We start from the raw sequence: 25813 nt of genomic DNA on the forward strand, positions 1-25813 counted from the left end.
GGCGGGAACCCCCGTCACCAGACCCGGACCGAGCCCCCCGTGGCGAAGGCCGGGCTGGTGGCGCCGTCCGGGACCGTGGTCAACGGGGCCGCGATCTCCGTCACCGTCGGGCCGTGGACGGCGGCCAGCGCGTCCAGGTGGGCCAGGTCGAAGCCGTACACGCGGGCCGCGTTGCCGCCGACCATCGCCGCGACCTCCTCGCGCGGCAGGCCCGCGTACGCGATGCGCAGGCCTTCGCGGGAGAAGGGAGTGGTGCCCTCGTCGTGGGGGTAGTCGCTGCCCCACATGATCTTGTCGAGGCCGATCCGGTCCCGCAGCGGGACCTCGTGGGGGCGCATGAAGCTCGCGCCCACGAAGCAGTTGTCCCGCCAGACCTCGCTCGGGCCCCGTCCCATGGCCTCCGCCAGGCCTGCGCCGAACTTGGACTCCGCCGTGGCCGCCTTCGTCGCGGCGGACACCAGCCGGCCGTGGTAGTAGTCCAGCATCTCCAGCACGCCCGGGATCCAGCCCGAGCCCTGCTCGGTCAGGACCAGTCTCAGGTCCGGATGGCGCCGGAACGCGCCGCCGAAGATCAGGTGCCACAGGGCGCGGTGCGAGAACCAGGTGGTCTCCACCATGAACACGGCGCGGGCCGCCGGTTCGTCACCCAGCGGCGGCGACGCCGAGCCCCCGTGGTGGTTGACGGGGACGCCGAGTTCGGCGCACACCGCCCACAGCGGGTCGTACGCCGTGGAGTACAGCTCCGGTACGGGCGAGCCGGGCGGGACGCCGGGCAGCAGGACGCCGCCCGTCAGGCCCGCCTCGCGGGTGCGGCGGACCTCGGCGACGGCCGCGTCCACGTCGTTGAGGAGGATCTGGACGACGCCCGCCCGCCGTCCCGGCGCGTCCGCGCAGAAGTCGGCGAGCCAGCGGTTGTGGGCCTGCAGGCCCGCCCACCGCTGTTCGTACTCCGCCCGCTCCGGCGGCTGGGCCATCAGCGAGGCCTTGGGGAAGAACGGCGGGATGGTGTTGGGGAAGACCACCTCGGCGACGATGCCGTCGGCCTCCAGTTCCGCCAGCCGGCGGGCGGAGTTCCAGTTGCGGTCGGCGGTGTCGGCGAGCAGGTCCTCGTACGGGTTGACGTAGGTGGCCGCCCACGCGTCGAAGTCGTCGTGGTGCTTCTTCTCCAGGTACGGCTTGTAGTCGAGCAGGTCGGCGCCCGCGTGGCAGTCCGCCGAGATCACCGTGTAGCGGTCGGTCATCGGCCGGCCCCCAGCACGGGGAAGTCGTGCTCGGTCAGCCAGTGCCGGCCCACCTCGCGCGAGCGCGCCCAGGAGGCCTCCACCGCCGCCTGGTCCGCGCTCTGGCCCAGCTCCGCCGGGGTGGGGCCGATCCGGCGGGCGAGCGGGGCCAGCTTCTGCGTGTCGAAGCCGAAGACGTCCGCCGCCGCCAGGCCCAGCATGCGGCGGGTCTCGCCGACCGGGATGTCGTGGAAGGTGTTGCGCAGCCAGCTCCGCGTGTTGGGCCAGGTGCCCTCGGGGTGGGGGAAGTCCGAGCCCCACAGGATGTTGTCGACGCCGATCTCGTAGCGCTGGGCGAGCTCGCGCCGTTTGGTGTTGGTCGCGCAGACGAACACCTGGCGGTCCAGGTACTCGCTCGGGGGGCGTTTCAGCTCCGCGAACGGGGAGAGCTTCTTGCCGCCGTGGGCGCCGAGGTAGAGGCGGTCCATGAACCAGAGCTGGTTGGGCAGCCACCAGCAGCCGGACTCGGCGACCCCGAACCTCAGGCCCGGATGGCGCTCGAAGACACCGGACCAGAGCAGGAACCACAGGGGCCGGGCCGGCCACCAGGTGACCTCGGAGACGTAGATGCCGAGGTGGTCGCCGTACTCGTGGCGGGGCGCGGCCCCGGAGTGGGTGACGACCGGCATGGCCGTCTCGGCGGCCGCCGCCCAGACCGGGTCGTAGCGGCGGTCGTGGTACGGCGCCCGGTCCACCCACATCGAGGGGATCATCAGCGCGCCCAGGCCCGACTCCTTGGCCCGGTGGATCTCGGCGACGACCTTGTCCGGCTCGCCCGTGATGGGCAGCAGGGCCACGCCGCAGTGGCGTTCGGGGTTCTCGGAGACGAACTCCGCCAGCCAGCGGTTGTGCGCCTGCGCGCCGGCCATGCCGAGCTCGGGGTCCTGGTCGCCGGAGAGGCCCAGGCCCACGCCGAAGGGGGCCGCGGTCTGGCTGTCGACGGCGTCCGCGTCGGGGAAGACGACCTCGGCGGCCACGCCGTCGCCGTCGAGTTCCTTCAGGCGCTGGGCCACGTCCCAGCCGCCCCGGAGGCCCTCCTCGTGGTCATGGAACCACTTCTCGGCGAAGGCCTCGTTGCGGACGCCCAGCCGGGTGGCCTCCTCGCGGCGGGCGTCGCGCTGGCCCAGGAACTCGTCGAACCGGGGGTGGAAGCGCGCGTCCAGGTAGGGGCGGTACCGCTCGGTGGGCAGGCCCGCGTGGCAGTCGGAGGAGATGATCAGGTACGGGTCTTCGTACGTCTCGTCGGGCACGTCGGTCCCCTCAGTCGAGGATGAAGCTTTCCAGGTAGGCGGGGTTGGCGCGGTCGAGCATGGACTGCGAGCGGGCGCGGATCTGGCGGTCGCTGTGCTCGCTCGCCGGGAGCATCCAGAAGCGGTCGGCGCGGATGCCGGCCACGACGTGGTCGGCGACCTCCTCGACCGGGGTGAAGTCCACCTCGTGGCCGGCCTGCCTCATCGCGGACTCGTACTGGTCGAGGCTGCGGTACGGGGTCCGGCGCGGGCGCTCCTTGGCGAACCGCTCGGGGCGGTTGCGGTGTGACTCCCACAGGCCGGTGCGCAGCATGTGCGGGCCGGGGAAGAGGACGCTGGCGCCGATGGCCGCGCCCTCGGCCCTCAGGTGGGCGTAGAGCGACTCGGTCATGGTGACCACGGCCGCCTTGGTGACCGCGTACACGGAGGCGGTGGGCAGTGGGGCGATACCGCCGTCGCCGGAGGAGGTGTTGACGACGTGGCCGGGGGCGCCGCCGGCGATCATGCGGGGGACGAAGGCCTGGATGCCGTGGAAGACGCCCCAGACGTTGACGGAGAAGGCCCACTTCCAGTCGTTGGGCTCGTGCTCCCACATCCGGCCCTCGGCGCCGGAGCCGACCCCGGCGTTGTTGCACAGGACGTGGACCGCGCCGAAGGCCTCGTACGCGGCGTCGGCGAGGGCGAGGACCGCGTCGCGGTCGCCGACGTCGACGGGGCGGGCGAGGACCTCGGCGCCGTCGGCGGTGAGCTCGTCGGCGGCCCGCTCGAGGGCCTTCTCCTCGACGTCGGCGAGGACGACCTTGAGGCCCTCGGCCGCGAAGCGGCGGGCCATGGCGAGGCCGATACCGCTCGCGGCGCCGGTGACGACGGCGGTCTGGCCGGGTTCGAGCCGCATGTCACACGCTCCCCGCGGGCGGCCCGTCGAGGATCTGCATCGGGTCGTCGTAGCGCTGGTGGATGTAGGGCAGCAGGGCCTGGGCGCTGACCCGTTCGGCGATCCGGCCCTGCTGGTCGGTGGTCTTCTCGCCGATGGTGATCTCGACGATCCGGCGGACCGGGAGGTCGGCCACGGGATCGAACATGGACTCCCGCAGGACCACGTCACCGGTGATGTTCTCCAGCTTGCGGACCTTCTCGTTGCGGGTGCAGTGCACCAGCACCGGGTCGGCGTCGAAACCGTTGCCGTCCACGGCGGGCAGGAACTTGAAGTAGAAGTCCGTCTTGCGGGTGGGCTCGGGCAGGGGCAGCGCGCGGTCGACCGCGCCGCGCACCTCGACGAAGGCGATGCCGTGCCGGGCGAGCGCGGCCCGTACGACGAGGCCGTCCCGTTCGACGGTGACCTCGCCCAGCTTCTTCGGCTCGCCGAAGACCTCGCGGCCGCCGGTCAGGGCGCGCTCGTGGGTCATCGGCATGACCAGCGGGTACCAGCCCTCGACCCCGCCGTGCCGGGCCGCGACCGCCACGGAGCCGGCGCCGAGCGGGTAGCCGGGCAGGTCGACCTTGCTGATGTTGGCCCGCACGAGCGGACGTTCGGCGGGCTTCAGCGGCGGCGGCAGGACCGCAGCGACCACGTCGGGATCGCTCTCCCACAGCGCCACCACGCCGGTTGACCAGATGTCGGGGAGCTGGGAGCTCTTCTCGCGCGAGGCCGAGATCTCGGCCTCCGTCCGTGCGCCGTACCGTACGCGTGCCATGGGTGGACCACCCTTCGTCGACGGGGCTGCCGGCTTCTGTAACACAGTTACACCGGTGCCGATGAAGGGTAAAGAGGGCTGCACGCACCAGAACTGACGGATCGACAGATGGAGGGGCCGGGTCATGGGCAGAAGAGCGCTGACCCGCGAGGAGGTGCTGGGGGCAGCCGCGCTCCTGGTCAAGCGGCACGGCCCGGCGGCACTGACCATGCGGGGGCTCGCCGCCGAGCTGGGCACCGCGGTGACCTCCATCTACTGGCACGTCGGCAACCGCGAGTCGCTGCTCGACGCGCTCGTGGAGCGCACCGTGCGGGACATGGGCGACCTGCGCCCGACCGGCCGCACCCCCGCCCAGCGGATCGTCTCCGTCGCCCGGATCCTGCGCCGGGAGCTGCGCGAGCGCCCGCACCTGATCGCGATGGTCCACGAACGCGGACTGACCGAGCGGATGTTCCTGCCCGCCCAGCAGGCGCTCGTCCACGAGGTGCACGCGGCGGGCCTGCGCGGGACGCGCGCCGCGGACGCCGTACGGGCGGTGCAGTTCCAGGTGGTCGGCTTCGTCCTGGTCGAGCGCAACCGCGAGCGCTCCCCCGTGCAGTCCCCCGGCGAGGGCGAGCTGTGGGACCCGGCCGCCGCTCCCGGGGACCCGGCGCTGTCCCGGGCGCTGGCCCGGCCGGCCGACCCGGAGCGGCTGTTCCTGCTGTCCGTACGGGCCCTGGTGGCCGCCCTGCTCGACGGCCCGGCCCCCGGATGACGGCGCCGGCCGCCCGATAACGGTTTGGCCGGGCGGACCGCGTGTGGTGGGATCGGGGTGACGGGGGCGGCTCCCCGGCGTGCATCCTTCTCTACTTTCTTCAGGTGAAAACTCGCGCGCCCACTCTCCGCCCCCGTTTTCCGTACCCGGAGGGGAATCCACCACGTGAGCGCCGTCGAAGGCACCGAGTCCGTCGCATCCACCCAGACCCACGGGGCCGACGAGCCCTTCGCCGCCCTGGACGCCGTCCTGCTGCGCCGCCTGGGCGCCGTCCACGTGGACCGGGACACCCCGGCCACCCCGGCCACGAAGCCGGCCGGCCCCGCGCTGCGCCGTCTGGAGAGCGACCTCCTCCAGCGCGGCTGGACCCTCTCGCCCGACCTGTACGCCGCGCTGGCCGCCCTGCCCGCCGACCGGCTGGCCCCGGCCCGCGACCGGCTGGCGGCGCTGACCGGGGCGCTCCTGGGCGCCGACCGCGTCCACGTCCCCCTGCTGCGCCGCTTCCCGTTCAGCACGCCGCGCGACACCGACCGGCTGTACGTCGACCGGGTCTTCGCCCACCTGCTCCAGGCCCCCGAGCAGCCGTGCGTGCTGTGCGGGGAGCAGCGCACCGTCTTCCCCGTCGCGCCCTGCGCGCACCTGGTCTGCCGGCTGTGCTGGGACGGCTCCGACTACGCCGGCTGCCCCCTGTGCCACCGCCGGATCGACCCCGCCGACCCCTTCCTGCGCCAGGCCTCCCGCGCCACCGCGGCCTCCGGCCGGACCCGCAAGGCCCCCACGGGACCGCTGCGGCTGCTGCGCCTGGGCACGGACCGCGCGGCGGACGCGGGCGCGGTGCTCGCCGGTCTGCTGGCCCGGCGTACCCCGCCCGCCCCGCAGGACCTCGACGACCTCGCCACGCTGCTGCCCTGGGCGCCCGCGGACCTGGACTGGCTGCCCGTGGACATCCCGGTGCGCGAGACCAAGGCGCTGGTGCTCGGCTCGCTGCTGCGCGACGCGCGCACGCGCGACGCCGTACGGCTCCTGCTCGCCGCCCGGCTGACGACCGCGACCGACGTGCTGCGGCTGCTGGCCGTGTACGCGGGCGGGGACCCCGGGCTGGACACGCTGCCCCGGTTCGCCGGCCTGCCCCGGCCGCTGCGCCGCGAACTGCTGGGCGCCCTCGACGCGTTGCCGGCCCCCTACCTCGTGGAGGACCTGCTGCGGCACCCGCGTGCCTGGAAGCGGGCCGGGGAGGTCCTGCACCCCTTCGAGCACCACATCCGCTTCCCGCGGGCGGCGCTGGCGTTCGCCGTGCTGCGCGGGAGCACGCCCTCGCCGGTGACCGCGTTCGGCGCCTGGCTGCTGGACCACGCCTCGATGCACCCCGACGCGGTCCGCGTCGAGGGCGACCGGATCCGCCCGGCCACCTGGGCGGGCCGCCTGGAGCAGGCGCTCGCCGAGGGCGACGCGGGCCGGGCGGCGGAGCTGGCCGGGCAGCGGCCGGGCGAACTCGTCCGGCGCCTGGACCACCTGCTGCGGCTGCACACCGGCGAGGCACTCGTCCCCGAGCTGGAGCGGGCGCTGCGGCACGCGCTGCCCGGGGCCGGTCCCGGCCCGCTGCTGTCGGCGCTGGGCGCGCTGCGCCCGCGCGCCGAGGACCGCACCGCGACCCGCCGGGTGTTCTTCCCGGCCGGCCGGGTCGCCCGGGCCCAGGTCGCCCCGGAGGAGCGGGCGCCGCTGCCCGCCGCGCTCGTGGCGGCGGTCACGGCGCTGCTGGAGGCCGAGGTGGTACGCCGCTTCGAGGCCGCCGGCGCGGAGCCGGGCGAGCGGGGGCGGGCGTACGAGCGGGCGGTGCTGGACGCCGGACTCGCGGACCTCACGGTGCCCTTCGGCGCGCGCTCCACGGCGCGCGCCCTGGTGGCCGTGCCGCGCGGCAGCACGCTGACCCTGCCCGCGGGCCAGGTGGTACGGCTGTTCCTGCACTGGACGGAACCGGCGGACCAGCGCACCGACCTGGACCTGTCGGTGGCGTTCCTCGACGCCGGCTGGAACGTCACGGGCCTGTGCGACTACACCTCGCTGCGCCACGGCGACCACGGCGAGGCCGTCCACTCCGGCGACCTCACCTCGGCCCCGGCGCCGGCCGGTGCCACCGAATACGTCGACCTGGACCTGGAGGCCCTCGCCCGGCGCGGTGACGTGTACGCGGTGCCGGTGGTCTTCAGCTACAACAACGTGCCCTTCGACGAGCTGCCCGACGCCTTCGCCGGCTTCATGGCCCTGCCCGCCGGCGCTCCCCGGGACGCGGAGTACGACCCGCGCACGGTCCGCCAGCGCTTCGACCTGGCGGGCGCGTCGCTGGTGAGCCTGCCGATGGTGGTGGACCTGGCCGCGCGCCGGGCCCGCTGGACGGACGTCCACCTGCCGCCGGCCGACGGCTTCCAGAGCGTCGGCTCGCACGACGAGCGGCTCGCCTCCGTCGCCCGCGACCTGTGGGACCACTTCGGGTCGGGGACCCGGGTGACCCTGTGGGACCTGACGGTGTGGCGGGCCGCGGCCCGCTGCCGCGAGGTGGCTGTCGTGCGCGACGGGGAGCTGCTGCGCTACCGGCGCGGGGCCGCCGAGGAGGCCGTCGCGTTCGCCGCGCGGATCGCCCGGCTCGACGTCCCCGAGGAGCGCCTGGCGTGCCCGGACCCGGAGGCGGCGGCCCTCCAGGAGGCCGCCGGGAAGCGGGTGTTCCTCGCCCGGGTGCACGCCGGACCGGCTCCCGAGGGGGCGTCCGGGACGGCGTACCGGCTCTTCGAGGGCGACGGGGAGGTACCGGATTCCTTCGTCCGGGCCGAGGCCGGCGACCTGCTCGCGGAACTCGGCTGAAAGCCGCGTATGTCCGGCCTTCCGGCCACGGCTGTCAGTCGGGGCCCGTATCCTCTGTGACCATGCTCGACGACCGCACGACCGCAGAGACGACCTGGCCGACCGCGTACCCCCAGGGGTACGCGGTCGTCGACGTGGAGACCACCGGGCTCGCGCGCGACGACCGGATCGTGTCGGCCGCCGTCTACCGGCTCGACGCGCGGGGCGAGGTCGAGGACCACTGGTACACGCTGGTCAACCCGCAGCGCGATCCGGGGCCGGTGTGGATCCACGGGCTCACCAGCGACATGCTCGCGGACGCCCCGCTGTTCGAGGACATCGCCGAGGAGTTCGCCGGGCGGCTCGCGGGCCGTGTGCTGGTCGCGCACAACGCCATGTTCGACTGGCAGATGATCGCCCGCGAGTACGCGCGGGCCGAGGGCGCGGCGCCGGTCCGTCAGCGGCTGTGCACCATCGCCCTGTCGAAGGAGCTGAACCTGCCGCTGCCCAACCACAAGCTGGAGTCGCTGGCCGCGCACTTCGGCGTGGTCCAGCAGCGCGCCCACCACGCGCTCGACGACGCGCGGGTGCTGGCCGAGGCCTTCCGGCCCTCGCTGCACGCCGCGGCGCGGGACGGCGTACGCCTGCCGCTGCTGGAGTGCCGGCCGCTGACGGAGTGGTCGGACTCCCCCGCCACCCCGCGCGTGGGCCACCAGGCGTCCTACCGCTCCGTCAGCTGGCGCCCCGCGCGCAAGCGCCCGGCGTGCCCGTACCCGAACCCGGGGCGCTTCGAGGACGGCAAGGGCCTGCGGCAGGGCATGCGGGTCGCCTTCTCGGGTGACACCTCCGTGGAGCGCGAGCTGCTGGAGGACCGCGCCGTCGAGGCGGGCCTGCACATCGCCACGAGTGTGTCGCGGCTCACCTCGCTGCTGGTGACCAACGATCCGGATTCGGCCACGTCCAAGACGGTCAAGGCCAAGGCGTACGGCACTCCGGTCGTCGACGAGGCGGCCTTCACCCAGTTGCTGCGCGACGTGGCCCCGGCCGGGGACTGACGCCCGGGCCGGCCGCGGGGCCCGGCATCCCCGGCGCACCCGGCCGCCGTTGCGCCGGGCGGGTGCGGCACGGACGACTCACCCCGCTGGATCTTGCTCCGCGCGGGCGCGCTCCGGAGCATGCGGCGCATGGCTCGTTGCGAGGTCTGCGGAAACGACTACGGCATGTCCTTCGAGGTGCACGCGCAGGGCGCGGTGCACGTCTTCGACTGCTTCTCCTGCGCCATTCACCGCATGGCGCCCATCTGTGAGCACTGCCGGGTCCAGATCATCGGGCAGGGTGTCGAGGTCGAGGGGCAGTGGTTCTGCGGAGCCCACTGCGCCCGCTCGGAGGGGAAGGTGGGCATCGTCGACCGCGTCTGATCTCCCTCCCCCACCGTCGCCCGTCGCCCCTCCCCCCGTTCCCCCCGGCCCCGGCCGGCCACCCGGCCGCCGGGGCCGCTCGCGCGCGGGGTACCGTCGATGGCGTGTACCGCTTTGTGCTGACCCGGCAGTGGGTGTGCCTCACCCTCGTCGTCCTCGTCCTCATCCCCGTGATGATCAAGCTGGGGTTCTGGCAGTTCCACCGCCACGAGCGCCGGGTGGCGTCCAACGAGCTGATCGCGGCCGCCCTGTCGGCGCAGCCGGTGCCGGTGACCGACCTCACCTCCCCCGGCCACACGGTCCCGCGCTCCGACTACTGGCGCGCGGTCACGGCCACCGGTACGTACGACAGCGCGCACGAGGTCGTGGTGCGGATGCGGACCAACGCGGACGACAAGGTCGGCTTCCACGTGCTGACCCCGCTGGTCCTCACCGACGGCCGGGTGGTCCTGGTCAACCGCGGCTGGGTGCCGGGCGGCGGCGACCCGCGCGCCTACCCCCCGGTGCCCGCGCCGCCCGCGGGCGAGGTGACCGTCACCGGCCGGCTCAAGGCCGACGAGACCAGCGGCGGCAGCGGCATCAAGGACCGCAAGGGCCTGCCGGACCGCCAGGTGATGCTGATCAACAGCGGGCAGCAGGCGCAGGCGCTGGGCAGGCCGGTGCTCGGCGGCTACCTGGAGCTGACCGCGCCGGTCCCGGCCGACCGCAGCCCCGACCCGGTCGGCGCGCCCGACCACGACTCCATCGGCGCGCACATGGCGTACGCCGTGCAGTGGTGGCTGTTCGCGGCCGGGGTCCCGGTGGGCTGGGTGGTCCTCGTCCGGCGCGAGCGGCGCGACCGCGAACAGGCGGCCGCCGTCGGCAGCCCGCCCGCCGAGGAGGCCACGGCCGCGACGGCGTAGCGTGTCGGGCATGGATCTTGGACTGAAGGACCGTGTCTACGTCGTCACCGGCGCCACCCGTGGCCTGGGCCTGGCGACCGCCCGCGAACTGACCGCCGACGGCGCGAAGGTCGTCCTGAGCGGACGGGACGAGCGGCGCGCGCGGGAGGCGGCCGCCGCGCTCGGCCCGAACGCGGTCGGCGTCGCCGCCGACAACGCCGACCCCGACGCCGCCCGCCGGCTCGTCGAGACCGCCCGCGAGCGCTTCGGCCGCTTCGACGGCGTCCTCGTCAGCGTCGGCGGTCCGGCCCCCGGCTCCGCGGCGGACAACACCGACGCGCAGTGGCAGGCGGCCTTCGAGTCCGTCTTCCTGGGCGCCGTACGGATGGCCCGCGCCGCGGCCGCCGAACTCGGCGAGGGCGGGGTCATCGGCTTCGTCCTGTCGGGCTCGGTCCACGAGCCGATCCCGGGGCTGACCATCTCCAACGGGCTGCGCCCGGGGCTGGCGGGCTTCGCGAAGTCGCTCTCCGACGAACTGGGCCCGCGCGGCATCCGGGTGGTCGGGCTGCTGCCGGCCCGGATCGACACCGACCGGGTGCGCGAGCTGGACGCCCTCTCCGGCGACCCGGCGGCGGCCCGGGCGGGCCACGAGTCCCGGATCCCGCTCCGGCGCTACGGCACGCCGGAGGAGTTCGGCCGCACGGCGGCGTTCCTGCTCTCGCCCGCCGCGTCGTACCTGACCGGGATCATGGTGCCGGTGGACGGCGGCGCCCGGCACGGCTTCTGACCACCTCGCATACGGGTGCCCTCGCCCCGGGGCCTTTGTCCCGAGGTCCTCGTCCCGGGGTACCCGCGTCCGGGGTGCTACAGCACCCGCCGTGCCCGGTGCCCGGTGATGGTCAGCCGCGCCTCGGCGGACAGGTCCGGCAGGCCCGCGGAGGCGCGGGCCCGCTCCAGGACGGGCCCCGCGAGCGCAGCCGCCACGTCGGCGGGCACGGCGTACGGCTCCAGGCTGAGGGCGATGCGCAGGACGGGCGCGCCGCGGCGGCCCTGGAGCCGGACGCGGCAGGCCGCGACACCGCCCAGCGCTCCGCACTCCGCCGCCACCGCCTCCTCCAGGGCCCGGCCGCGCAGCGTCGCGTACGCCCCGTCGCCGGTGTCCACCAGGACGGCGCGCAGGCGTGGGCGGCGCAGCTGGGACAGCAGCCACCACAGCGCCAGGACGACACAGAGGGCGAGGGCGGCGAGCAGCACCCACCACCGCCATCCCTCGGCGTGGAAACCGCGTCGGCGGGCCTCGCTGAGCAGCGGCTCGTGCCGGCCCGCGAACGGCCAGGTGCCGATCAGCACGACGGCCCCGGCCGCCAGCAGCGAGGTGCCGATCAGGCCGAGGACGATCCGGTTGACCCGGCGGAGCATGTCCCCTCACCCCTTCCCGGCGGCGCGCCGCACGACCCGCACGCGCAGCGGCAGCTCACGGGCCAGGCCCAGTTCCTCGCGGCCCACGCGGAGCACCGCGTCCAGGTCCGCCCGTACGTCGTCCAGTTCGCGGAAGTGCGAGGCGGCCCGCACCGTGACGCGGCGGCGGCGCACCGCGACCCGGACGGACTGCACGCCGGAGACCTCCATGGCCCGGTCGCGCAGCAGCAGGGCGGCGCCCTTGCGGCCGAGTCCGGCGCGCATCCCGGCGGCCGGTGCCCGCATCGGCAGCACCCCGCGCAGGCCCGGGGTGCAGGCGAGCACCAGCAGCACCAGGCCCACCAGGGCCAGGAGCCCGGCGCCGGTGACGACGGCGGCCTCGGCGAGGGTGTGCCGGTCGAGCTGGCGGGCGAGTTCGCGGCGCCAGCGCATGCCGGGGCGCTCGGTCCGTACGGCGACCAGGTCGTAGAGGAAGAGGCCCGCGGCCCCGAGGACGGCGAGCGCGGTGAGCGCGGCCGGGATCCGGCGGGTGGAGCGGAACCGGCGCGCGCGGCCGGCGGGTGCCGGGCTCCCGGGGACGGCGGCCTCGGTGGGGGCCGCGCTCATCGCAGCCGGCTCCGCCGGTTGCCGGGCCCGGTGTGCGCGGCGTGCAGGTGCTCGATGTCGATGTCCACCTCCGGCACGGTCATGGCGGCGCAGCTCTCGACGCGCTCGGTGACGTGGCGGCGGACTTCGGCGCACTGGGCGGCGAGGTCGCCGGGGTAGCCGAGTTCGAGGCTGATCCGGACGCGGGCGATGTCATGGTGCACGGTGACGGTCGCGTGCGGCGCCGTACCGCCGGGCGGCGGGCCGCCCAGCGCCTCGCGGGCCGCCCTGGCCGCGATCTTGGCGACGACCCGGTCGGCGATCTGTGTGGCCCCGCGCTCGGCCGGCGGCACCCGGGTGGCGCGGGAGGGCGCGGTGGCCCGTGGTGTGGTCATCGGGGGGTCACCGGCGCCGGTCGCCGCGCGGGCGGAAGAAGTCGCCGGGTTCCAGGTCCCCGTCGAGGAACCGGCCGGCGATGAAGCCGACGGCGCCCAGGGCGGCCACCAGCAGGAACGCTCCGAATCCGCCGAAGTACCCGGCGAATCCCAGGGCCATGCCGGCCAGCAGGCCGGCGACCGCCATACTCATGCGGGCTCCTCTCGGCGGATACCGCCGTCTGCGGGATCCGGCGGCTGCGGGATCCGGCGGCTACTGGATCCGGGTGGTGCCGGGCTCCTGCTCCTCGTCTTCCTCGTCGGGGAGTTTGACGTCGATGACGGCGATGTTCACCTCGACGACCTCCAGGCCCGTCATCCGTTCCACCGCCGCGACGACGTTCTCCCGGACCGCGCGGGCGACGTCCCGGATCGCCACGCCGTAGTCCACGACGATCTCCAGGTCGATCGCCGTCTGGACCTCACCGACCTCGGCCTTCACCCCGCGTGTCACGGAGGCCTTGGCCCCGCCGGGCACCCGGTCGCGGACCGCGCCGAAGGTACGGGAGAGGCCACTGCCCATGGCGTGGACGCCGACGACCTCGCGGGCGGCCATGCCGGCGATCTTCTCGACCACTCCGTCGGCGATCGACGTGCGGCCCCGGTCGGCCGGTTCCCGAGGGGGGCCTGCGGATGTGGATTCGCTCATCATCCTGTCCCTTCGCGCGTGCGGACTCCCGACCACCGTAAGCGCCCTGCCCCCGCGCCGCCCGCTCATGCCCGGCCGGTGGGCGCGGCCGTCAGTCCGAGAGACCGGCGAGGTCGCGCAGCCGGCGGGCCTGGGCGGCGCGCTCGGCGACGCGCTGGTCTTCGTACGGACGGGTGACCGCGCCGCGCAGCAGCGCCTTGGTCTCCACGACCGCGTCGCGCGGCGGCGCGGTCAGGGCGGCGGTCAGGTCCGCCACGGCGGCGTCGAGCTCGCCGACGGGCACGACCAGGTTGGCCAGGCCGGTGCGCTCGGCCTCCTCGGCGTGGACGAAGCGGCCGGTGGCGCAGATCTCCAGGGCGCGGGCGTAGCCCACGAGGGAGGTCAGCGGCTGGGTACCACCGAGGTCCGGCACCAGTCCGAGGCTGGTCTCGCGCATGGCGAACTGCACGTCGTCGGCGACCACGCGCAGGTCACAGGCGAGCGCGAGCTGGAAGCCCGCGCCGATCGCATGCCCCTGCACCGCCGCGATCGTGATGATGTCGTTGCGCCTCCACCAGGTGAACGCCTCCTGGTACTCGGCGATGGTGTCGTCGAGCAGCTGGTCGGAGCCGCGCGCCAGGTCGAGGAAGGAGGGCTCGCCCTCGAACCCCTCGGGCGTGAAGGCCTGCCGGTCCAGGCCGGCGGAGAAGGACTTGCCCTCACCGCGCAGCACCACGACCCGGACGGTGCCCGGCAGCGACCGCCCGGCCTCCGCCAACGCCCGCCAGAGCGCGGGGGACTGGGCGTTTCGCTTGGCCGGATTGGTCAGCGTCACCGTGGCGATCGTGTCGTCGACGGTGAGCCGTACGCCGTCCTTGTCGAGCAGAGCCATCAGGGTGCCTCCGGTGCAGTCGGGCCGTAGGGATCGGCCGTCGGCGATAAGTGACTGCACAGTAACCACCCGGCGGGCCGGATGGCCGACCGGGGGTCACCGAAGGAACCGGTTTCGGTGGATCAGGCGGCGGCGCCGGTCAGACCGAGGCCGCCTTCTTGCCGCGGGTCGCGCCGCCGCGACCGCGCAGAATGACTCCGGACTCGCTGAGCATCCGGTGGACGAACCCGTAGGACCGGCCGGTCTCCTCGGCCAGCGCCCGGATACTCGCACCGGAGTCGTACTTCTTCTTCAGGTCTGCCGCGAGCTTGTCGCGCGCGGCGCCGGTCACCCGGCTGCCCTTCTTCAGAGTCTCGGCCACCCGTGCCTCCTCATGGGAAGTGCGCTCTGGACTTCTCATGATCACCCCTCCCGGGCTTCCTGGCCACCCATTCAGCAAGGTCGGTACGACGCCATTTCCCGGCCCGTGGACGCCCGAGCAGAACGGAATCTTCTCTTCCGCAGCAAGGCTTCGATCACGCTCCGCAACCGTCACGGGGAACGTCCAGGTCAGGGGCGGCGGTGGGAATAAATCCGCCCCGGCCGCATCACCACGGAGGGTGCGACCGGGGCCGACGCAGAGCGAGCGGGGGTACGAGACCGTCTCACTCAGATGATGGATCACCGGTGAGCCGAATGATCCAGAAGGGCTTCGATCAACGGGTCAACCTGGGCTGACCCCGGTCGGTCCGGGGCGACCCGGCCGGTCGGGCCGGGGCGCCGAGCCGGTCAGGCCAGGGCGACCAGGTCCCGGTAGTCCGGGCCCCAGAGGTCCTCGACGCCGTCCGGGAGCAGGATGATCCGCTCCGGCTCCAGCGCCTCGACCGCGCCCTCGTCGTGCGTGACGAGGATGACCGCGCCCTTGTACGTGCGCAGCGCGCCGAGGATCTCCTCGCGGCTGGCCGGGTCGAGGTTGTTGGTGGGCTCGTCGAGCAGCAGGACGTTGGCGGAGGAGACCACCAGCGTGGCCAGGGCCAGCCGGGTCTTCTCGCCGCCGGAGAGCACCCCGGCCGGCTTGTCGACGTCGTCGCCGGAGAAGAGGAAGGAGCCCAGCGTCTTGCGCACCTGGACGAGGTCCAGGTCGGGGGCCGCGGAGCGCATGTTCTCCAGGACCGTGCGCTCGGGGTCGAGGGTCTCGTGCTCCTGGGCGTAGTAGCCGAGCTTGAGGCCGTGACCGGGGGTGACCTCGCCGGTGTCCGGCTTCTCGGCGCCCGCCAGCAGCCGCAGCAGGGTGGTCTTGCCGGCGCCGTTGAGGCCGAGGATGACCACGCGGGAGCCCTTGTCGATGGCCAGGTCGACGTCGGTGAAGATCTCCAGCGAGCCGTACGACTTCGACAGGCCCTCGGCGGTCAGCGGCGTCTTGCCGCAGGGCGCGGGGTCGGGGAAGCGCAGCTTGGCGACCTTGTCGGAGACGCGCACGGCCTCCAGGCCGGACAGCAGGCGCTCGGCGCGCTTGGCCATGTTCTGGGCGGCGACGGTCTTGGTGGCCTTGGCGCGCATCTTGTCGGCCTGCGAGTTGAGGGCCGCGGCCTTCTTCTCGGCGTTCTGGCGCTCGCGCTTGCGGCGCTTCTCGTCGGCCTCGCGCTGCTGCTGGTAGAGCTTCCAGCCCATGTTGTAGACGTCGATCACCGAGCGGTTGGCGTCCAGGTAGAACACCTTGTTCACGACCGTCTCGACCAGGTCGACGTCGTGGGAGATGACGATGAAGCCGCCGCGGTAGGTCTTGAGGTAGTCCCGCAGCCACACGATCGAGTCGGCGTCGAGGTGGTTGGTCGGCTCGTCGAGCAGCAGGGTGTCTGCGTCCGAGAAGAGGATCCGGGACAGCTCGACGCGGCGGCGCTGACCACCCGAGAGGGTGTGCAGGGGCTGGCCCAGGACGCGGTCGGGCAGCCCCAGGGCGGCCGAGATGGTGGCGGCCTCGGCCTCGGCGGCGTACCCGCCCTTGGTGAGGAACTCGGTCTCCTGGCGCTCGTACTGCTTGAGCGCCTTCTCGCGGGTGGCGCCGGAGCCGTTGGCGATGCGGTCCTCGTTGGCGCGCATCTTCTTGAGCAGGGTGTCCAGGCCGCGCGCGGAGAGGATGCGGTCGCGGGCGAGGACGTCCAGGTCGCCGGTGCGGGGGTCCTGCGGCAGGTAGCCGACCTCACCCGAGCGGGTGATGCTGCCGGCCGCGGGCTGGCCCTCGCCGGCCAGGCACTTGGTGAGGGTGGTCTTGCCCGCTCCGTTGCGGCCGACGAGGCCGATGCGGTCGCCCTTGGCGACGCGGAAGGATGCGGCCTCGATGAGGATGCGGGCGCCGGCGCGCAACTCGATGCCGGTGGCGGTGATCACGGAAATACTCCAGGGCGGTGGGTACGGCGGAAGGGGGGCGGGACGCGTCGCTTCGACGCCGCTAATCCGCGAGGAGATTTGCCATGGGGTTCATTCTAGCGGGGGTGTGCAAGGAGTTTTCGGGCTGCGGGTGTGGGGTCGAGCACCCTGTGAGCCCCTTACGGCCCACGCCTCCCCCGCCCCCTTCCGGTGCACGGACCCCGCCCGTCGGCCGGGGCGCGTACCGGGATGAATGGGCTGATACTCACCGCAGGAGCGGACGGTGGGCCGCGCCGGCGGACAAGCGGAGACCGAGGCGGTGCGGCATGCAGTTCGACGACGACGCCCAGCTGGACACGTCCGAGGTCCAGGACGTGCGCGGCAGCCGCATCCCGGGCGGCCGGGCCACCATCGGCGGCGGCATCGCGGGCATCATCGCGCTGGTGCTGGGCCTGCTGTTCGGCGTCGGACCGGAGAACCTGGGGCTGTCGTCGGGGGACCAGGAGCCCTCCGTGGGTTCCTCCTCCATCGCCCAGGTGCAGCAGAACTGCCGGACGGGCCGGGACGCGAACGCGCGCGAGGACTGCCGGCTGGTCGCGGTGGTCAACAGCACCCAGGACTTCTGGCGCCAGGAGTTCGCGCGCCGCGGCGGCACCTACCGCCCGGCGCAGACGGTCTTCTTCACCGGCCGGGTGAACACCGCGTGCGGCGCGGCCACCTCGGCGGTCGGCCCCTTCTACTGCCCGGCCGACCAGCGGGTCTACCTGGACCTGGGGTTCTTCAACGAGCTGCGGACGCAGTTCGGGGCCACCGGCGGCCCGTTCGCCCAGGCGTACGTGGTGGCCCACGAGTACGGGCACCACATCCAGAACCTGACCGGCACCCTCCAGCGGGCGCAGGACGGGCGGCAGGGCGCCGGCAGCAACGCCGTCAAGGTGGAACTGCAGGCCGACTGCTACGCCGGGGTGTGGGCGCACCACGCGACGCGGACCCCGGACGAGTCCACCGGGCGGCCACTGATCACCTCGCTGACCGACGAGGACATCCGGGACGGGCTGGACGCGGCGGCGGCGGTCGGCGACGACCGCATCCAGGAGAAGGTCCAGGGCCGGGTGACGCCGGAGTCGTGGACGCACGGCTCGGCCGAGCAGCGTCAGCAGTGGTTCTACCAGGGGTACCGGACGGGTGACATGGCGCAGTGCAACACCTTCCGGTGAGCCGGCGCCGGTGGGACCTCCCGCCACCACCGCCTGCCAGACTGTGTCGTGGGTCACATTCACGAAAGGGAGTGATCGTCATGACAGGCAACCCGTCCATCAGTCCGGCGCTGGTCTACAGCGACGCGCAGGCGGCGATCAAGCTGCTGACGGAGGCCTTCGGGTTCACCCGGGTCGCGGTGTACGAGGGGGAGAACGGCTCGGTGGTCCACGCGGAGCTGGCGTACGGCAACGGCGTGGTGATGCTGGGCAGCAAGGGCACCGGCGGCGTCTTCGACAAGGCGATGACCGGCGCGGGCCCCTCGGGGGTGTACGTGGTGGTGGAGGACGTGGACGCCCACCACCGGCGGGCGGTGGAGCACGGGGTGGAGATCCTGATGGAGCCGACCGACCAGGACTACGGGTCGCGGGACTACATGGCGCGCGACGGCGAGGGCAACATCTGGAGCTTCGGGACGTACGCCCCGGCGACCACCTCGGAGTGAGGGTGCCGCCGGGGTGAGGCCCCGGCCGCGCGGCCCGGCGCCGGGATCAGGCGCCGCCGGTGTGGACCTGGAAGGCGGCCCGGCGCACGGCCTTGGCCAGGGCCGGGTCGGGGTGGGCGGCGGCGAGGGCGACCAGGACCTGCACGGTGCGGGGGTGGCCGACCGCGCGGACCTCGTCGAGCAGCCGGGGGACGGTGGTGCGCACGGCCGAGTCCAGGTGCCGGGCGAGCAGTTCGGCCTCGCCGTGGTCGGCGATGGCGGCGGCGGTGTCCACCCACAGCCAGGTCGACTCCTCCGCGGTGAGCACGTCGTGGGCGTCGTCGGGGTCCAGTCCGTCGTGCTCCGCGAGCCAGAGCAGGGCGTACGGGCGCAGCCCGGCCTCACGGGCGGCGGCGCGGACCTCGGGCTCGGCGGGCGCGCCGACGACGCGCAGCGCTTCGAAGGCGAGCCCGCGCAGCAGGGCGTCCTCGCCGCGGGCGGCGTGCAGCAGCTCGCTGACGGCGTGTCCGACGGGCCGGGCGGCGAGCCAGGCCCGGTACTCGGCGCGGGCCGGGCCGGGGGTGAGCCGGGCGCAGCCGTGCAGCATGGCGGCGGCGGACTGCTCGATGTTGCCGGCGGGGCTCTGCGCGGCCACGCAGATCTGCTCCAGCTTGACCCAGACCGCCCAACTACCCAGCGGGGTCAGGGTGGCCTGTGCCGGACCGAGGGTGACGGCGTCGACGGCGGCGAGCCCGCCGAGCGCCCAGCGCAGCAGCCGGGCCAGCGGCACGGGCCGGTCGGCGGCGTCGGGGGCGGGCGCCGGGTCCTGGAGGTCGTAGGGCACCTCGCAGCGCTCGTCGCGCAGTTCGGCGACGCGCTGGCCGAGGAGGTCGAGCAGGACGGGGACGGTGACGGGCCCGGCGGACAGCTGGAGCAGGGAGAGCACCTGAGGCATGGCCTCGACGACCTCGGCGACGGCCGCGGGGGCGATGTCGGCCGGGGCGGGGTGGACCAGCGACCAGGCGTCGAACAGGGCGACCCAGCCGCGCAGTACGGCCGTGTCGTCGCGGTCCCAGGCGCTCAGCCGCCAGCCGGGGCGGGCGGCTCCGCCGTGCACCTCGACGAGGCCGGCGAGCCGGGCGCGGTCCCAGCCGGCCCGGATCTGGCCGTGCGTCAGGGCCAGCTCCCCGGCGGCCCGTTCGACGTCCTGGGCGGGCAGCGCCCCGGCGGGCGCGGGGCGGGAGCCGTCCGCCGTGCCGAGGTGGCGCTCGGCCCAACGGGCGAGGCGTACCGCGTCGTCGAGTGAGGCCCGGGCCCGGTTCGCGAGGTCGGCCGGGGCGGGGGTCCCCGCGGGCGGCCGGGGCGCGGGCCGGGTGCGCCGGTCGGTGACCGCCTTGCGGGCGGTGGCGACCGAACGCGCGGAGACGAGTCGGAGTCTGGAGTCGCGAGCCAACTGCTCATCAGGCTTTCGGGACGTCACGGAAGCAGTCTCGCCCGTCACCGGCCGAAAGCCCAAACGGAATGGGCCGTTACCGCTGGTGAACAGGGGTTGATATCGCCACAAAATGCCCCGTTCGCCGTGCGGTGCCCGGCACCGGCGGCCTCGGCCGGACATCCCCTGCAGGGCGCCGGCGGGCGCCGGCTGCGGTGTTCACACCAGGGAGGTGAGGAAGCGGCGCAGCGCCTCCTCGTACCCGGCGGGGTCGGCGTTCCACATCGCCCCATGGGGTGCGTCCCGGACGGTGCGCAGGGTGACGAGGTCGGGGCGGGCGGCGGCCAGTGCCCGGGAGGGCTCCCAGGGGGCGATGGTGTCGTCGGGTCCGTGGAAGATCAGGACGGGGATCCGCAGCGCGGCGGGGTCGGCGCCCGGCGGCCGGTGGTCGGCCCGCAGTCCCGCACGGCTCTCGGCGGCGCGGACGGCCAGCGGCAGCAGCGGGGCCGGAGTGCGGCGGGCGACGAGCAGCGCCCGCAGGGTGGCGTGCCAGTCGAGCACCGGGGAGTCCAGGACGAGCCCGGCGATCCGGTCGGCCACCCCCGAGCGCTCCAGGGTGCGCAGGGCCATGGCGGCGCCGGTGGACCAGCCGTGCAGGACGACGCGGCGGGCGCCGAAGCGCAGCGCGTAGCGGATGGCGGCGTCGACGTCGCGCCACTCCGACTCGCCGAGGTGGCCGAGGCCGTCCGGGGAGGCGGGGGCGCCGAGGTCGCCGCGGTAGGCGAGGTCGAGGACCGGCAGCTGGTGGCGGTGGAGGAAGGGCATCACCACCATCGGGTGCTCGCGGCTCGCGCCCAGCCCGTGCACGGTGATCACCCAGGTGTCGCGGGCGGCGGGCACGAACCAGGCGGGCAGGCCGCCCAGCTCCCCCGGGACGTCCACGTCGGCGTGGTCCAGGCCGAGCGCGGTGCGCGGGTTGCCGAGGTGGACCTGGGGGGTGAGGTCGACCCGTACGCCGGGTTCGAGGCTGCCGTGGGTGACCCCGACCAGGCGCCGCACGACGGTGTCGGGGTGGTGCGGGGCGTCGGCCAGGACGGGGCCGGCGATCGCGTGCACGCCGGGGGCGTCCAGTCCGTACGTACCGGGGCGCAGCGAGGCCAGCGAGCGGGTCAGGGCGACCCGGCCGGCGGCGGTGGAGTGGACGCTGAGGCGGGGTCCGCCGGGCAGCGGGCGGCCGGGGGCGTGCCGCAGGGCCGCGTCGGCGGCGAACCGGCCGGCCGTGACGGCGGCCGCCGCGGCCCCGACGAAGGTGGCGGTGACGGTGGCTGCCGTCGCGGTAGCGGTGCGCACCGCTCCAGTGTCGGACGGTACGGGCGGCACGGCCAGTGGAGGACGGGCGGCGCGGCCGGGCGGGGGACACGCGACGCGGGATTCCGCTTGCGCGTGATCTGAGTCTCTTCGGGACCCCGGGAGAACCGGCCGGGGCGGCCGGAAACGGGTGCGTTCGCCCGTGTTCACCCGCCTCTGACGTGCATAAATCGACGTAACCACGACAGAATCGGGACCAGTGGCCCGAACCCATGCCTGGCCGATACACCACCACGCCCGAGTCAGTTCACTTTCCGTTCACCCAGGTTGCCTACGGTCGTCGAGCCACTGACGTCCCACAGAAGCCTGGGTAAATGGAGCACATAACGCTTCTCCTCGGGATCGTGATCATCACCGCTCTCGTGTTCGACTTCACGAACGGTTTCCACGACACAGCCAACGCGATGGCGACCACCATCTCGACCGGCGCCCTCAAGCCCAAGACGGCGGTGGCCATGTCCGCCGTGCTCAACCTCGTCGGCGCGTTCATGTCCGTGGAGGTCGCCAAGACGATCTCCAAGGGCCTGGTCAACGAAGAGGGCATCCAGCCAGAAGTGATCTACGCCGCCCTGGTCGGCGCGATCCTCTGGAACCTCGTGACCTGGCTGGTCGGGCTCCCCTCGAGCTCCTCCCACGCCCTCATGGGCGGTCTGGTCGGCGCCGCGGTCGCCTCCGCCGGTCTCGGCGCGGTCAACGGCGGCACGCTCGTCACCAAGGTGCTCCTGCCGGCCATCGCGGCCCCGATCGTCGCCGGTGTCGCCGCGATGCTCGCCACGAAGGTCACGTACAAGCTCGGCAAGAACGTCGGCGAGAAGACCTCCGCCAAGGGCTACCGGGCAGGTCAGATCGCCTCCGCCGGTCTGGTCTCCCTCGCGCACGGCACCAACGACGCCCAGAAGACGATGGGCATCATCACCCTGGCCCTGGTCGCCGGCGGCGCCCTGCCCGCCAGCGCCAACCCGCCGGTGTGGGTCATCGTCTCCGCCGGTGTGGCCATCGCGCTCGGCACCTACCTGGGCGGCTGGCGCATCATCCGCACCATGGGCAAGGGCCTGACCGACCTCCAGCCGCAGCAGGGCTTCGCCGCCCAGACCTCGGCCGCGTCCGTCATCCTCGCCTCCTCCAACCTCGGCTTCTCGCTGTCCACCACCCACTCGTGCTCCGGCGCGGTCATGGGTGCGGGTCTGGGCCGCAAGGGCGGTGTGGTCCGTTGGTCCACCGCGACCCGCATGTTCGTGGCCTGGGGCCTGACCCTGCCGGCCGCCGCGCTGGTCTCCGCCGCCGCCGAGTACGTCATGCGCACCGGTGACATCGGCATCGCCGCCGTCACCGTGTTCCTGGTGGGCTCCTGCCTCGCCATCTGGCTGATCTCGCGCCGCCAGGTCGTCGACCACCACAACGTCAACGACCTCGAGCCGGCCGCCGAGACGCCCGGCGTGGTCACCACCGCCATCGCGGCCGTCGCCGTGCCGCCGGTGGGCACCACCGCCGCCGTCACCGACGAGGACCTCAAGGCCACCATCCCGGCCCCGGCGCACGCGTCCGGCGAGACCCCGGCCGCTCCGGCGCCCGCGGTCTGACGAGCGAATACCACAGAGGATTCAGCAGTATGAAGATCGACTGGGCAGCACTCGGCACCGTCTTCGGCGTCAGTCTCTCCGCGACCGTCGCCCTCGTGACCCTGTTCGTCCTGGGCATCGTCGGCCTCTCCAGGCACGAGGCCGCCACCGCCCGCGGCGGCGCCGCCACCCTGGCGCGCAGCGGCGCGTACGTCTGCTTCGCGCTGTGCGCGGCGGCCGTCTCGTACGGGATCTACCTGATCGTCGCCTGAGCCGGCACGCGCCGCACGCACCACCGAGGACTCCCCCGGGCCACGCCCCGGGGGAGTTCTTCGTTTGGGCAGGTCAACGGCGAGTTGACGGGCGTTCGCGGTGCGTGGTGGACTGCCCGGGCCAGCACGGCGGCATGGAGAGGAAGTCCGGTGCGAATCCGGCGCGGTCCCGCCACTGTCACCGGCGCGCGGACGTGGTCGTCGAGCGGTACGAGCGAGACGGACGTCAGCCGCCGGGAGCCAGGAACTCTCGCCGCCGGACACGTCAACCAGGGCGCGGACCCTGAGTGAGGACCTACCTGTCCCATGCGTGCCGATCGCGTCTTCGCGTACGGCGCCGCGGCGGGCCTGATCGGCGACCGGATCCTCGGTGATCCACGCCGCGGGCACCCCGTGGCCGCCTTCGGACGGGCCGCCGCCGCCGTCGAGCGCGCCCTGTGGCGCGACAGCCGGCGCCGCGGCGCCCTGCACACCGCCGTCTGCGTGGGCGGCGCCGCCGCGCTCGGCGCCCTCGCCGCGCGCACCGTGCGCACCCGCCCCGCCGCCGTACGGATCGCCCTGACCGCGGCCGCCACCTGGACCGTGGTGGGCGGGACCTCCCTGGGCCGGGAGGCGCGCGCCATCGGCGGCGCGCTCGCGGCCGGGGACACCGAGGTGGCCCGGGAGCGGCTCCCGCACCTGTGCGGCCGCGACCCGCAGGCCCTGGACGACCAGCAGATCGCGCGGGCGGTGGTCGAATCGGTCGCCGAGAACACCTCCGACGCCGTGGTGGGCGCCCTGGTGTGGGGGGCCGTGGCCGGGGTGCCGGGGCTGGTGGCGTTCCGCGCGGTGAACACCCTGGACGCGATGGTCGGCCACAAGTCGCCGCGCCATCTGCGCTACGGCTGGGCCTCCGCCCGCCTCGACGACGTCGCCGGCTGGCCCGGCGCCCGGCTGACGGCGCTCGCCGCGGTCCTGGCCGGCCCGGACCGGCGCGGCGCGCTGCGGGCCTGGCGCGCCGACGCCGCCGCCCACCCGAGCCCCAACGCGGGCCCGGTGGAGGCCGCCTTCGCGGGGGCGATGGGCGTCAGGCTCGGCGGCACCCTGGCCTACGGCGGCCGGGTCGAGCACCGGGCCGTGCTGAACGGGGAACGGGGGCGGCCGGTGGCGGTCGGCGACATCGAGCGGGCGGTGCGGCTGTCGCGGCAGGTGACATGGCTGGCACTGGGGTCATGCGTGGCGTTGCGGTACGCCATGTCACGCGCGGGCATCGGAAGGGGTGGGCGCGGATGAGCGGTCCGGGCAGGGGGCCGGGCGGCGGCCCGGGCGGCGGTCTGCTGGTCGCGGGAACGACCTCGGACGCCGGCAAGAGCGTGGTCACGGCGGGCATCTGCCGGTGGCTGGCCCGGCAGGGCGTGAAGGTGGCGCCGTTCAAGGCGCAGAACATGTCCCTGAACTCCTTCGTCACCCGCGAGGGCGCCGAGATCGGCCGCGCCCAGGCCATGCAGGCCCAGGCGGCGCGCGTCGAGCCGACGGCCCTGATGAACCCGGTGCTCCTCAAGCCCGGCAGCGACCGCAGCAGCCAGGTGGTCCTGCTGGGCAGGCCGGTCGGCGAGATGAGCGCGCGCGGCTACCACGGCGGCCGGCAGGAACAGCTGCTGGGCGTGGTCACGGACTGCCTGGAGCAGCTGCGGGGCACGTATGACGCCGTGATCTGCGAGGGGGCGGGCAGTCCGGCCGAGATCAACCTGCGCCGGACCGACATCGTGAACATGGGCATCGCGCGCGCCGCGCGGTTCCCCGTCGTCGTGGTCGGCGACATCGACCGGGGCGGGGTCTTCGCGTCCTTCTTCGGTACGACGGCGCTGCTGAGCCCCGAGGACCAGTCCCTGATCGCCGGCTATCTGGTCAACAAGTTCCGCGGCGACGTCTCGCTGCTGGAGCCGGGCATGGAGATGCTGCGCTCGATCACCGGCCGGGCGACGTACGGGGTGCTGCCCTTCCAGCACGGGCTGGGCATCGACGAGGAGGACGGCCTGCGGGTCTCGCTGCGCGGCGCGGTCCGCGAGTCGGTGGTGGCGCCCCCGGTGGGCGAGGACGTGCTGCGGGTCGCGGTGTGCGCGGTGCCGCTGATGTCCAACTTCACGGACGTCGACGCGCTGGCGGCGGAGCCGGGCGTGGTGGTGCGGTTCGTGGACCGGGCCGAGGAACTGGCCGACGCGGACCTGGTCGTCGTACCCGGCACCCGCGGCACGGTGAACGCCCTCGCGTGGCTGCGGGAGCGGGGGCTGGCGGACGCGCTGGCGCGGCGGGCGGCGGAGGGCCGTCCGGTGCTGGGCATCTGCGGCGGCTTCCAGGCGCTGGGCGAGCGGATCGAGGACGAGGTCGAGTCGCGGGCGGGGGTGGTGGACGGCCTCGGGCTGCTGCCGGTACGCGTCCGCTTCGCGCGCGAGAAGACCCTGGCGCGGCCGGCCGGCACGGCGCTGGGCGAACCGGTCACGGGGTACGAGATCCACCACGGCGTGGCCGAGGTGCTGGGCGGTGAGCCGTTCCTCGACGGGTGCCGGGTGGGTGCGGTGTGGGGCACGCACTGGCACGGCTCGCTGGAGTCGGACGCCTTCCGCCGGGCGTTCCTCCGTGAGGTGGCCGCGGCCTCGGGCCGCCGCTTCGTCCCGTCCCCGGACACCTCGTTCGGCGCACTGCGCGAGGAGCAGCTGGACCTGCTGGGCGACCTGATCGAGGAACACGCGGACACGAACGCCCTGCTGCGCCTGATCGAAGGCGGCGCCCCCGCGGGCCTGCCGTTCCTGCCCCCGGGCGCGCCATGACGGGCCGGGCCGCGTCGTGCGCTGACGGGCCGGCGGGTGCGGGCGCCCGGCCCCCGTGCCCGCCGTCGGCTACCGCAGTGCGTGCCCGCGGCGCCTCCCACGTCGACGAGGCCGGGTGTGCGGGGGCCCGCCCCGGACCCGCGCCTCGGTCGTCGGCGCGGCTCAAGGACCGGGGGGGCCGCCCCCCAGCCCCCCCCCCCCCAGCGCCCGGGGGGGGGGGGGGGGGGGGCCGGGCCCCCCCCCGGGGGGCCCCGGGGGCCCCCCCCCCCCCCCCGGCG

General features: G+C 74.5%; 25 protein-coding genes, 1 pseudogene and 1 riboswitch. Of the genes and pseudogenes, 12 read left to right on the forward strand and 14 right to left on the reverse strand.

Annotated elements, in window-relative coordinates:
- Positions 1–14: 14 nt before the first annotated feature.
- The 4 genes from ACZ6KO_RS08215 to ACZ6KO_RS08230 are packed head-to-tail and all read right to left on the reverse strand — an operon-like array spanning position 15 to position 4224.
- Positions 15–1241, reverse strand: coding sequence for an amidohydrolase family protein (locus ACZ6KO_RS08215; protein ID WP_469301728.1), 1227 nt, complete (start codon positions 1239–1241; stop codon positions 15–17).
- Complete coding sequence (locus ACZ6KO_RS08220; protein WP_469301730.1) at positions 1238–2530, reverse strand: amidohydrolase family protein; 1293 nt, start codon at positions 2528–2530, stop codon at positions 1238–1240. The genes ACZ6KO_RS08215 and ACZ6KO_RS08220 overlap by 4 nt, the downstream gene beginning before the upstream one ends.
- Before the next feature lie 10 nt (positions 2531–2540).
- Positions 2541–3425 carry an SDR family NAD(P)-dependent oxidoreductase gene (locus tag ACZ6KO_RS08225; RefSeq protein WP_469301734.1) on the reverse strand — a complete coding sequence of 295 codons (885 nt, stop codon included), beginning with the start codon at positions 3423–3425 and terminating at the stop codon, positions 2541–2543.
- A 1-nt stretch (position 3426) separates the two neighbouring features.
- Entirely contained in the window at positions 3427–4224 is a 798-nt protein-coding gene (locus ACZ6KO_RS08230; RefSeq protein ID WP_469301736.1) for an acetoacetate decarboxylase family protein, read from the reverse strand.
- A gap of 124 nt (positions 4225–4348) precedes the next feature.
- On the opposite strand from ACZ6KO_RS08230, the gene ACZ6KO_RS08235 reads away from it, so the two are divergent.
- From ACZ6KO_RS08235 to ACZ6KO_RS08260, 6 genes are all read left to right on the forward strand, one after another.
- Positions 4349–4978, forward strand: a complete 630-nt coding sequence (locus tag ACZ6KO_RS08235) for a TetR/AcrR family transcriptional regulator (RefSeq protein WP_469301738.1) — start codon at positions 4349–4351, stop codon at positions 4976–4978.
- 237 nt (positions 4979–5215) lie between these two features.
- Positions 5216–7834, forward strand: a complete 2619-nt coding sequence (locus ACZ6KO_RS08240) for an MXAN_6230/SCO0854 family RING domain-containing protein (RefSeq protein WP_469303753.1) — start codon at positions 5216–5218, stop codon at positions 7832–7834.
- Positions 7835–7896: 62 nt separating this feature from the next.
- Positions 7897–8868: a DEDDh family exonuclease gene (locus ACZ6KO_RS08245; RefSeq protein WP_469301741.1), complete on the forward strand. Its 972-nt coding sequence runs from the start codon at positions 7897–7899 to the stop codon at positions 8866–8868.
- Between the two features lie 129 nt (positions 8869–8997).
- Complete coding sequence (locus tag ACZ6KO_RS08250) at positions 8998–9231, forward strand: hypothetical protein (RefSeq protein ID WP_401447283.1); 234 nt, start codon at positions 8998–9000, stop codon at positions 9229–9231.
- 104 nt (positions 9232–9335) lie between these two features.
- Positions 9336–10133, forward strand: a complete 798-nt coding sequence (locus ACZ6KO_RS08255) for an SURF1 family cytochrome oxidase biogenesis protein (protein ID WP_469301746.1) — start codon at positions 9336–9338, stop codon at positions 10131–10133.
- Positions 10134–10143: 10 nt separating this feature from the next.
- Complete coding sequence (locus ACZ6KO_RS08260) at positions 10144–10899, forward strand: SDR family oxidoreductase (RefSeq protein ID WP_469301749.1); 756 nt, start codon at positions 10144–10146, stop codon at positions 10897–10899.
- A 77-nt stretch (positions 10900–10976) separates the two neighbouring features.
- On the opposite strand, the gene ACZ6KO_RS08265 is transcribed toward ACZ6KO_RS08260, so the two are convergent.
- The 8 genes from ACZ6KO_RS08265 to ACZ6KO_RS08300 all read right to left on the reverse strand — a co-directional run bounded on the left by ACZ6KO_RS08265 (position 10977) and on the right by ACZ6KO_RS08300 (position 16437).
- Positions 10977–11531 carry an Asp23/Gls24 family envelope stress response protein gene (locus ACZ6KO_RS08265; RefSeq protein ID WP_469301751.1) on the reverse strand — a complete coding sequence of 185 codons (555 nt, stop codon included), beginning with the start codon at positions 11529–11531 and terminating at the stop codon, positions 10977–10979.
- A gap of 6 nt (positions 11532–11537) precedes the next feature.
- Positions 11538–12137, reverse strand: coding sequence for a DUF6286 domain-containing protein (locus tag ACZ6KO_RS08270; protein ID WP_469301753.1), 600 nt, complete (start codon positions 12135–12137; stop codon positions 11538–11540).
- On the reverse strand, positions 12134–12511 hold the full coding sequence (locus tag ACZ6KO_RS08275) for an Asp23/Gls24 family envelope stress response protein (protein ID WP_469301757.1): 378 nt from the start codon (positions 12509–12511) through the stop codon (positions 12134–12136). The genes ACZ6KO_RS08270 and ACZ6KO_RS08275 overlap by 4 nt, the downstream gene beginning before the upstream one ends.
- Before the next feature lie 7 nt (positions 12512–12518).
- On the reverse strand, positions 12519–12704 hold the full coding sequence (locus ACZ6KO_RS08280) for a hypothetical protein (RefSeq protein WP_401447294.1): 186 nt from the start codon (positions 12702–12704) through the stop codon (positions 12519–12521).
- Between the two features lie 60 nt (positions 12705–12764).
- Positions 12765–13202, reverse strand: coding sequence for an Asp23/Gls24 family envelope stress response protein (locus ACZ6KO_RS08285; protein WP_469301760.1), 438 nt, complete (start codon positions 13200–13202; stop codon positions 12765–12767).
- Between the two features lie 88 nt (positions 13203–13290).
- The gene (locus ACZ6KO_RS08290; RefSeq protein WP_469301762.1) at positions 13291–14070 is read right to left on the reverse strand and encodes an enoyl-CoA hydratase/isomerase family protein; all 780 of its coding nucleotides are present in this window, start codon (positions 14068–14070) and stop codon (positions 13291–13293) included.
- A gap of 139 nt (positions 14071–14209) precedes the next feature.
- On the reverse strand, positions 14210–14431 hold the full coding sequence (locus ACZ6KO_RS08295) for a helix-turn-helix domain-containing protein (RefSeq protein WP_030233427.1): 222 nt from the start codon (positions 14429–14431) through the stop codon (positions 14210–14212).
- A 407-nt stretch (positions 14432–14838) separates the two neighbouring features.
- A complete protein-coding gene (locus ACZ6KO_RS08300) occupies positions 14839–16437 on the reverse strand; it encodes an ABC-F family ATP-binding cassette domain-containing protein (protein ID WP_401447300.1) in 1599 nt (532 codons plus the stop codon).
- A gap of 305 nt (positions 16438–16742) precedes the next feature.
- Between ACZ6KO_RS08300 and ypfJ the strand changes: the two genes are divergently transcribed.
- Together ypfJ and ACZ6KO_RS08310 are read left to right on the forward strand one after the other, a co-directional pair.
- Positions 16743–17633: a KPN_02809 family neutral zinc metallopeptidase gene (gene ypfJ / locus ACZ6KO_RS08305; protein WP_469301764.1), complete on the forward strand. Its 891-nt coding sequence runs from the start codon at positions 16743–16745 to the stop codon at positions 17631–17633.
- A gap of 80 nt (positions 17634–17713) precedes the next feature.
- Positions 17714–18118 carry a VOC family protein gene (locus ACZ6KO_RS08310; RefSeq protein WP_469301766.1) on the forward strand — a complete coding sequence of 135 codons (405 nt, stop codon included), beginning with the start codon at positions 17714–17716 and terminating at the stop codon, positions 18116–18118.
- A gap of 46 nt (positions 18119–18164) precedes the next feature.
- On the opposite strand, the gene ACZ6KO_RS08315 is transcribed toward ACZ6KO_RS08310, so the two are convergent.
- A complete protein-coding gene (locus tag ACZ6KO_RS08315) occupies positions 18165–19577 on the reverse strand; it encodes a hypothetical protein (RefSeq protein WP_469301768.1) in 1413 nt (470 codons plus the stop codon).
- 171 nt (positions 19578–19748) lie between these two features.
- A complete protein-coding gene (locus ACZ6KO_RS08320) occupies positions 19749–20879 on the reverse strand; it encodes an alpha/beta hydrolase family protein (protein ID WP_469301770.1) in 1131 nt (376 codons plus the stop codon).
- Positions 20880–21211: 332 nt separating this feature from the next.
- Between ACZ6KO_RS08320 and ACZ6KO_RS08325 the strand changes: the two genes are divergently transcribed.
- The 4 genes and pseudogenes from ACZ6KO_RS08325 to ACZ6KO_RS08340 form a co-directional block, all read left to right on the forward strand.
- Entirely contained in the window at positions 21212–22477 is a 1266-nt protein-coding gene (locus tag ACZ6KO_RS08325) for an inorganic phosphate transporter (protein ID WP_469301772.1), read from the forward strand.
- A 29-nt stretch (positions 22478–22506) separates the two neighbouring features.
- Positions 22507–22728, forward strand: coding sequence for a hypothetical protein (locus ACZ6KO_RS08330; protein WP_469301775.1), 222 nt, complete (start codon positions 22507–22509; stop codon positions 22726–22728).
- A gap of 139 nt (positions 22729–22867) precedes the next feature.
- A riboswitch (cobalamin riboswitch) is annotated at positions 22868–22978 on the forward strand.
- 56 nt (positions 22979–23034) lie between these two features.
- On the forward strand, positions 23035–24000 hold the full coding sequence (locus ACZ6KO_RS08335; protein WP_469301777.1) for a cobalamin biosynthesis protein: 966 nt from the start codon (positions 23035–23037) through the stop codon (positions 23998–24000).
- Positions 23997–25627: pseudogene (locus ACZ6KO_RS08340) on the forward strand (cobyric acid synthase); the annotation flags it as partial. The gene ACZ6KO_RS08335 and the pseudogene ACZ6KO_RS08340, both read left to right, overlap by 4 nt.
- Positions 25628–25813 lie beyond the last annotated feature (186 nt).

This window comes from Streptomyces sp. NPDC042102, assembly GCF_055582305.1.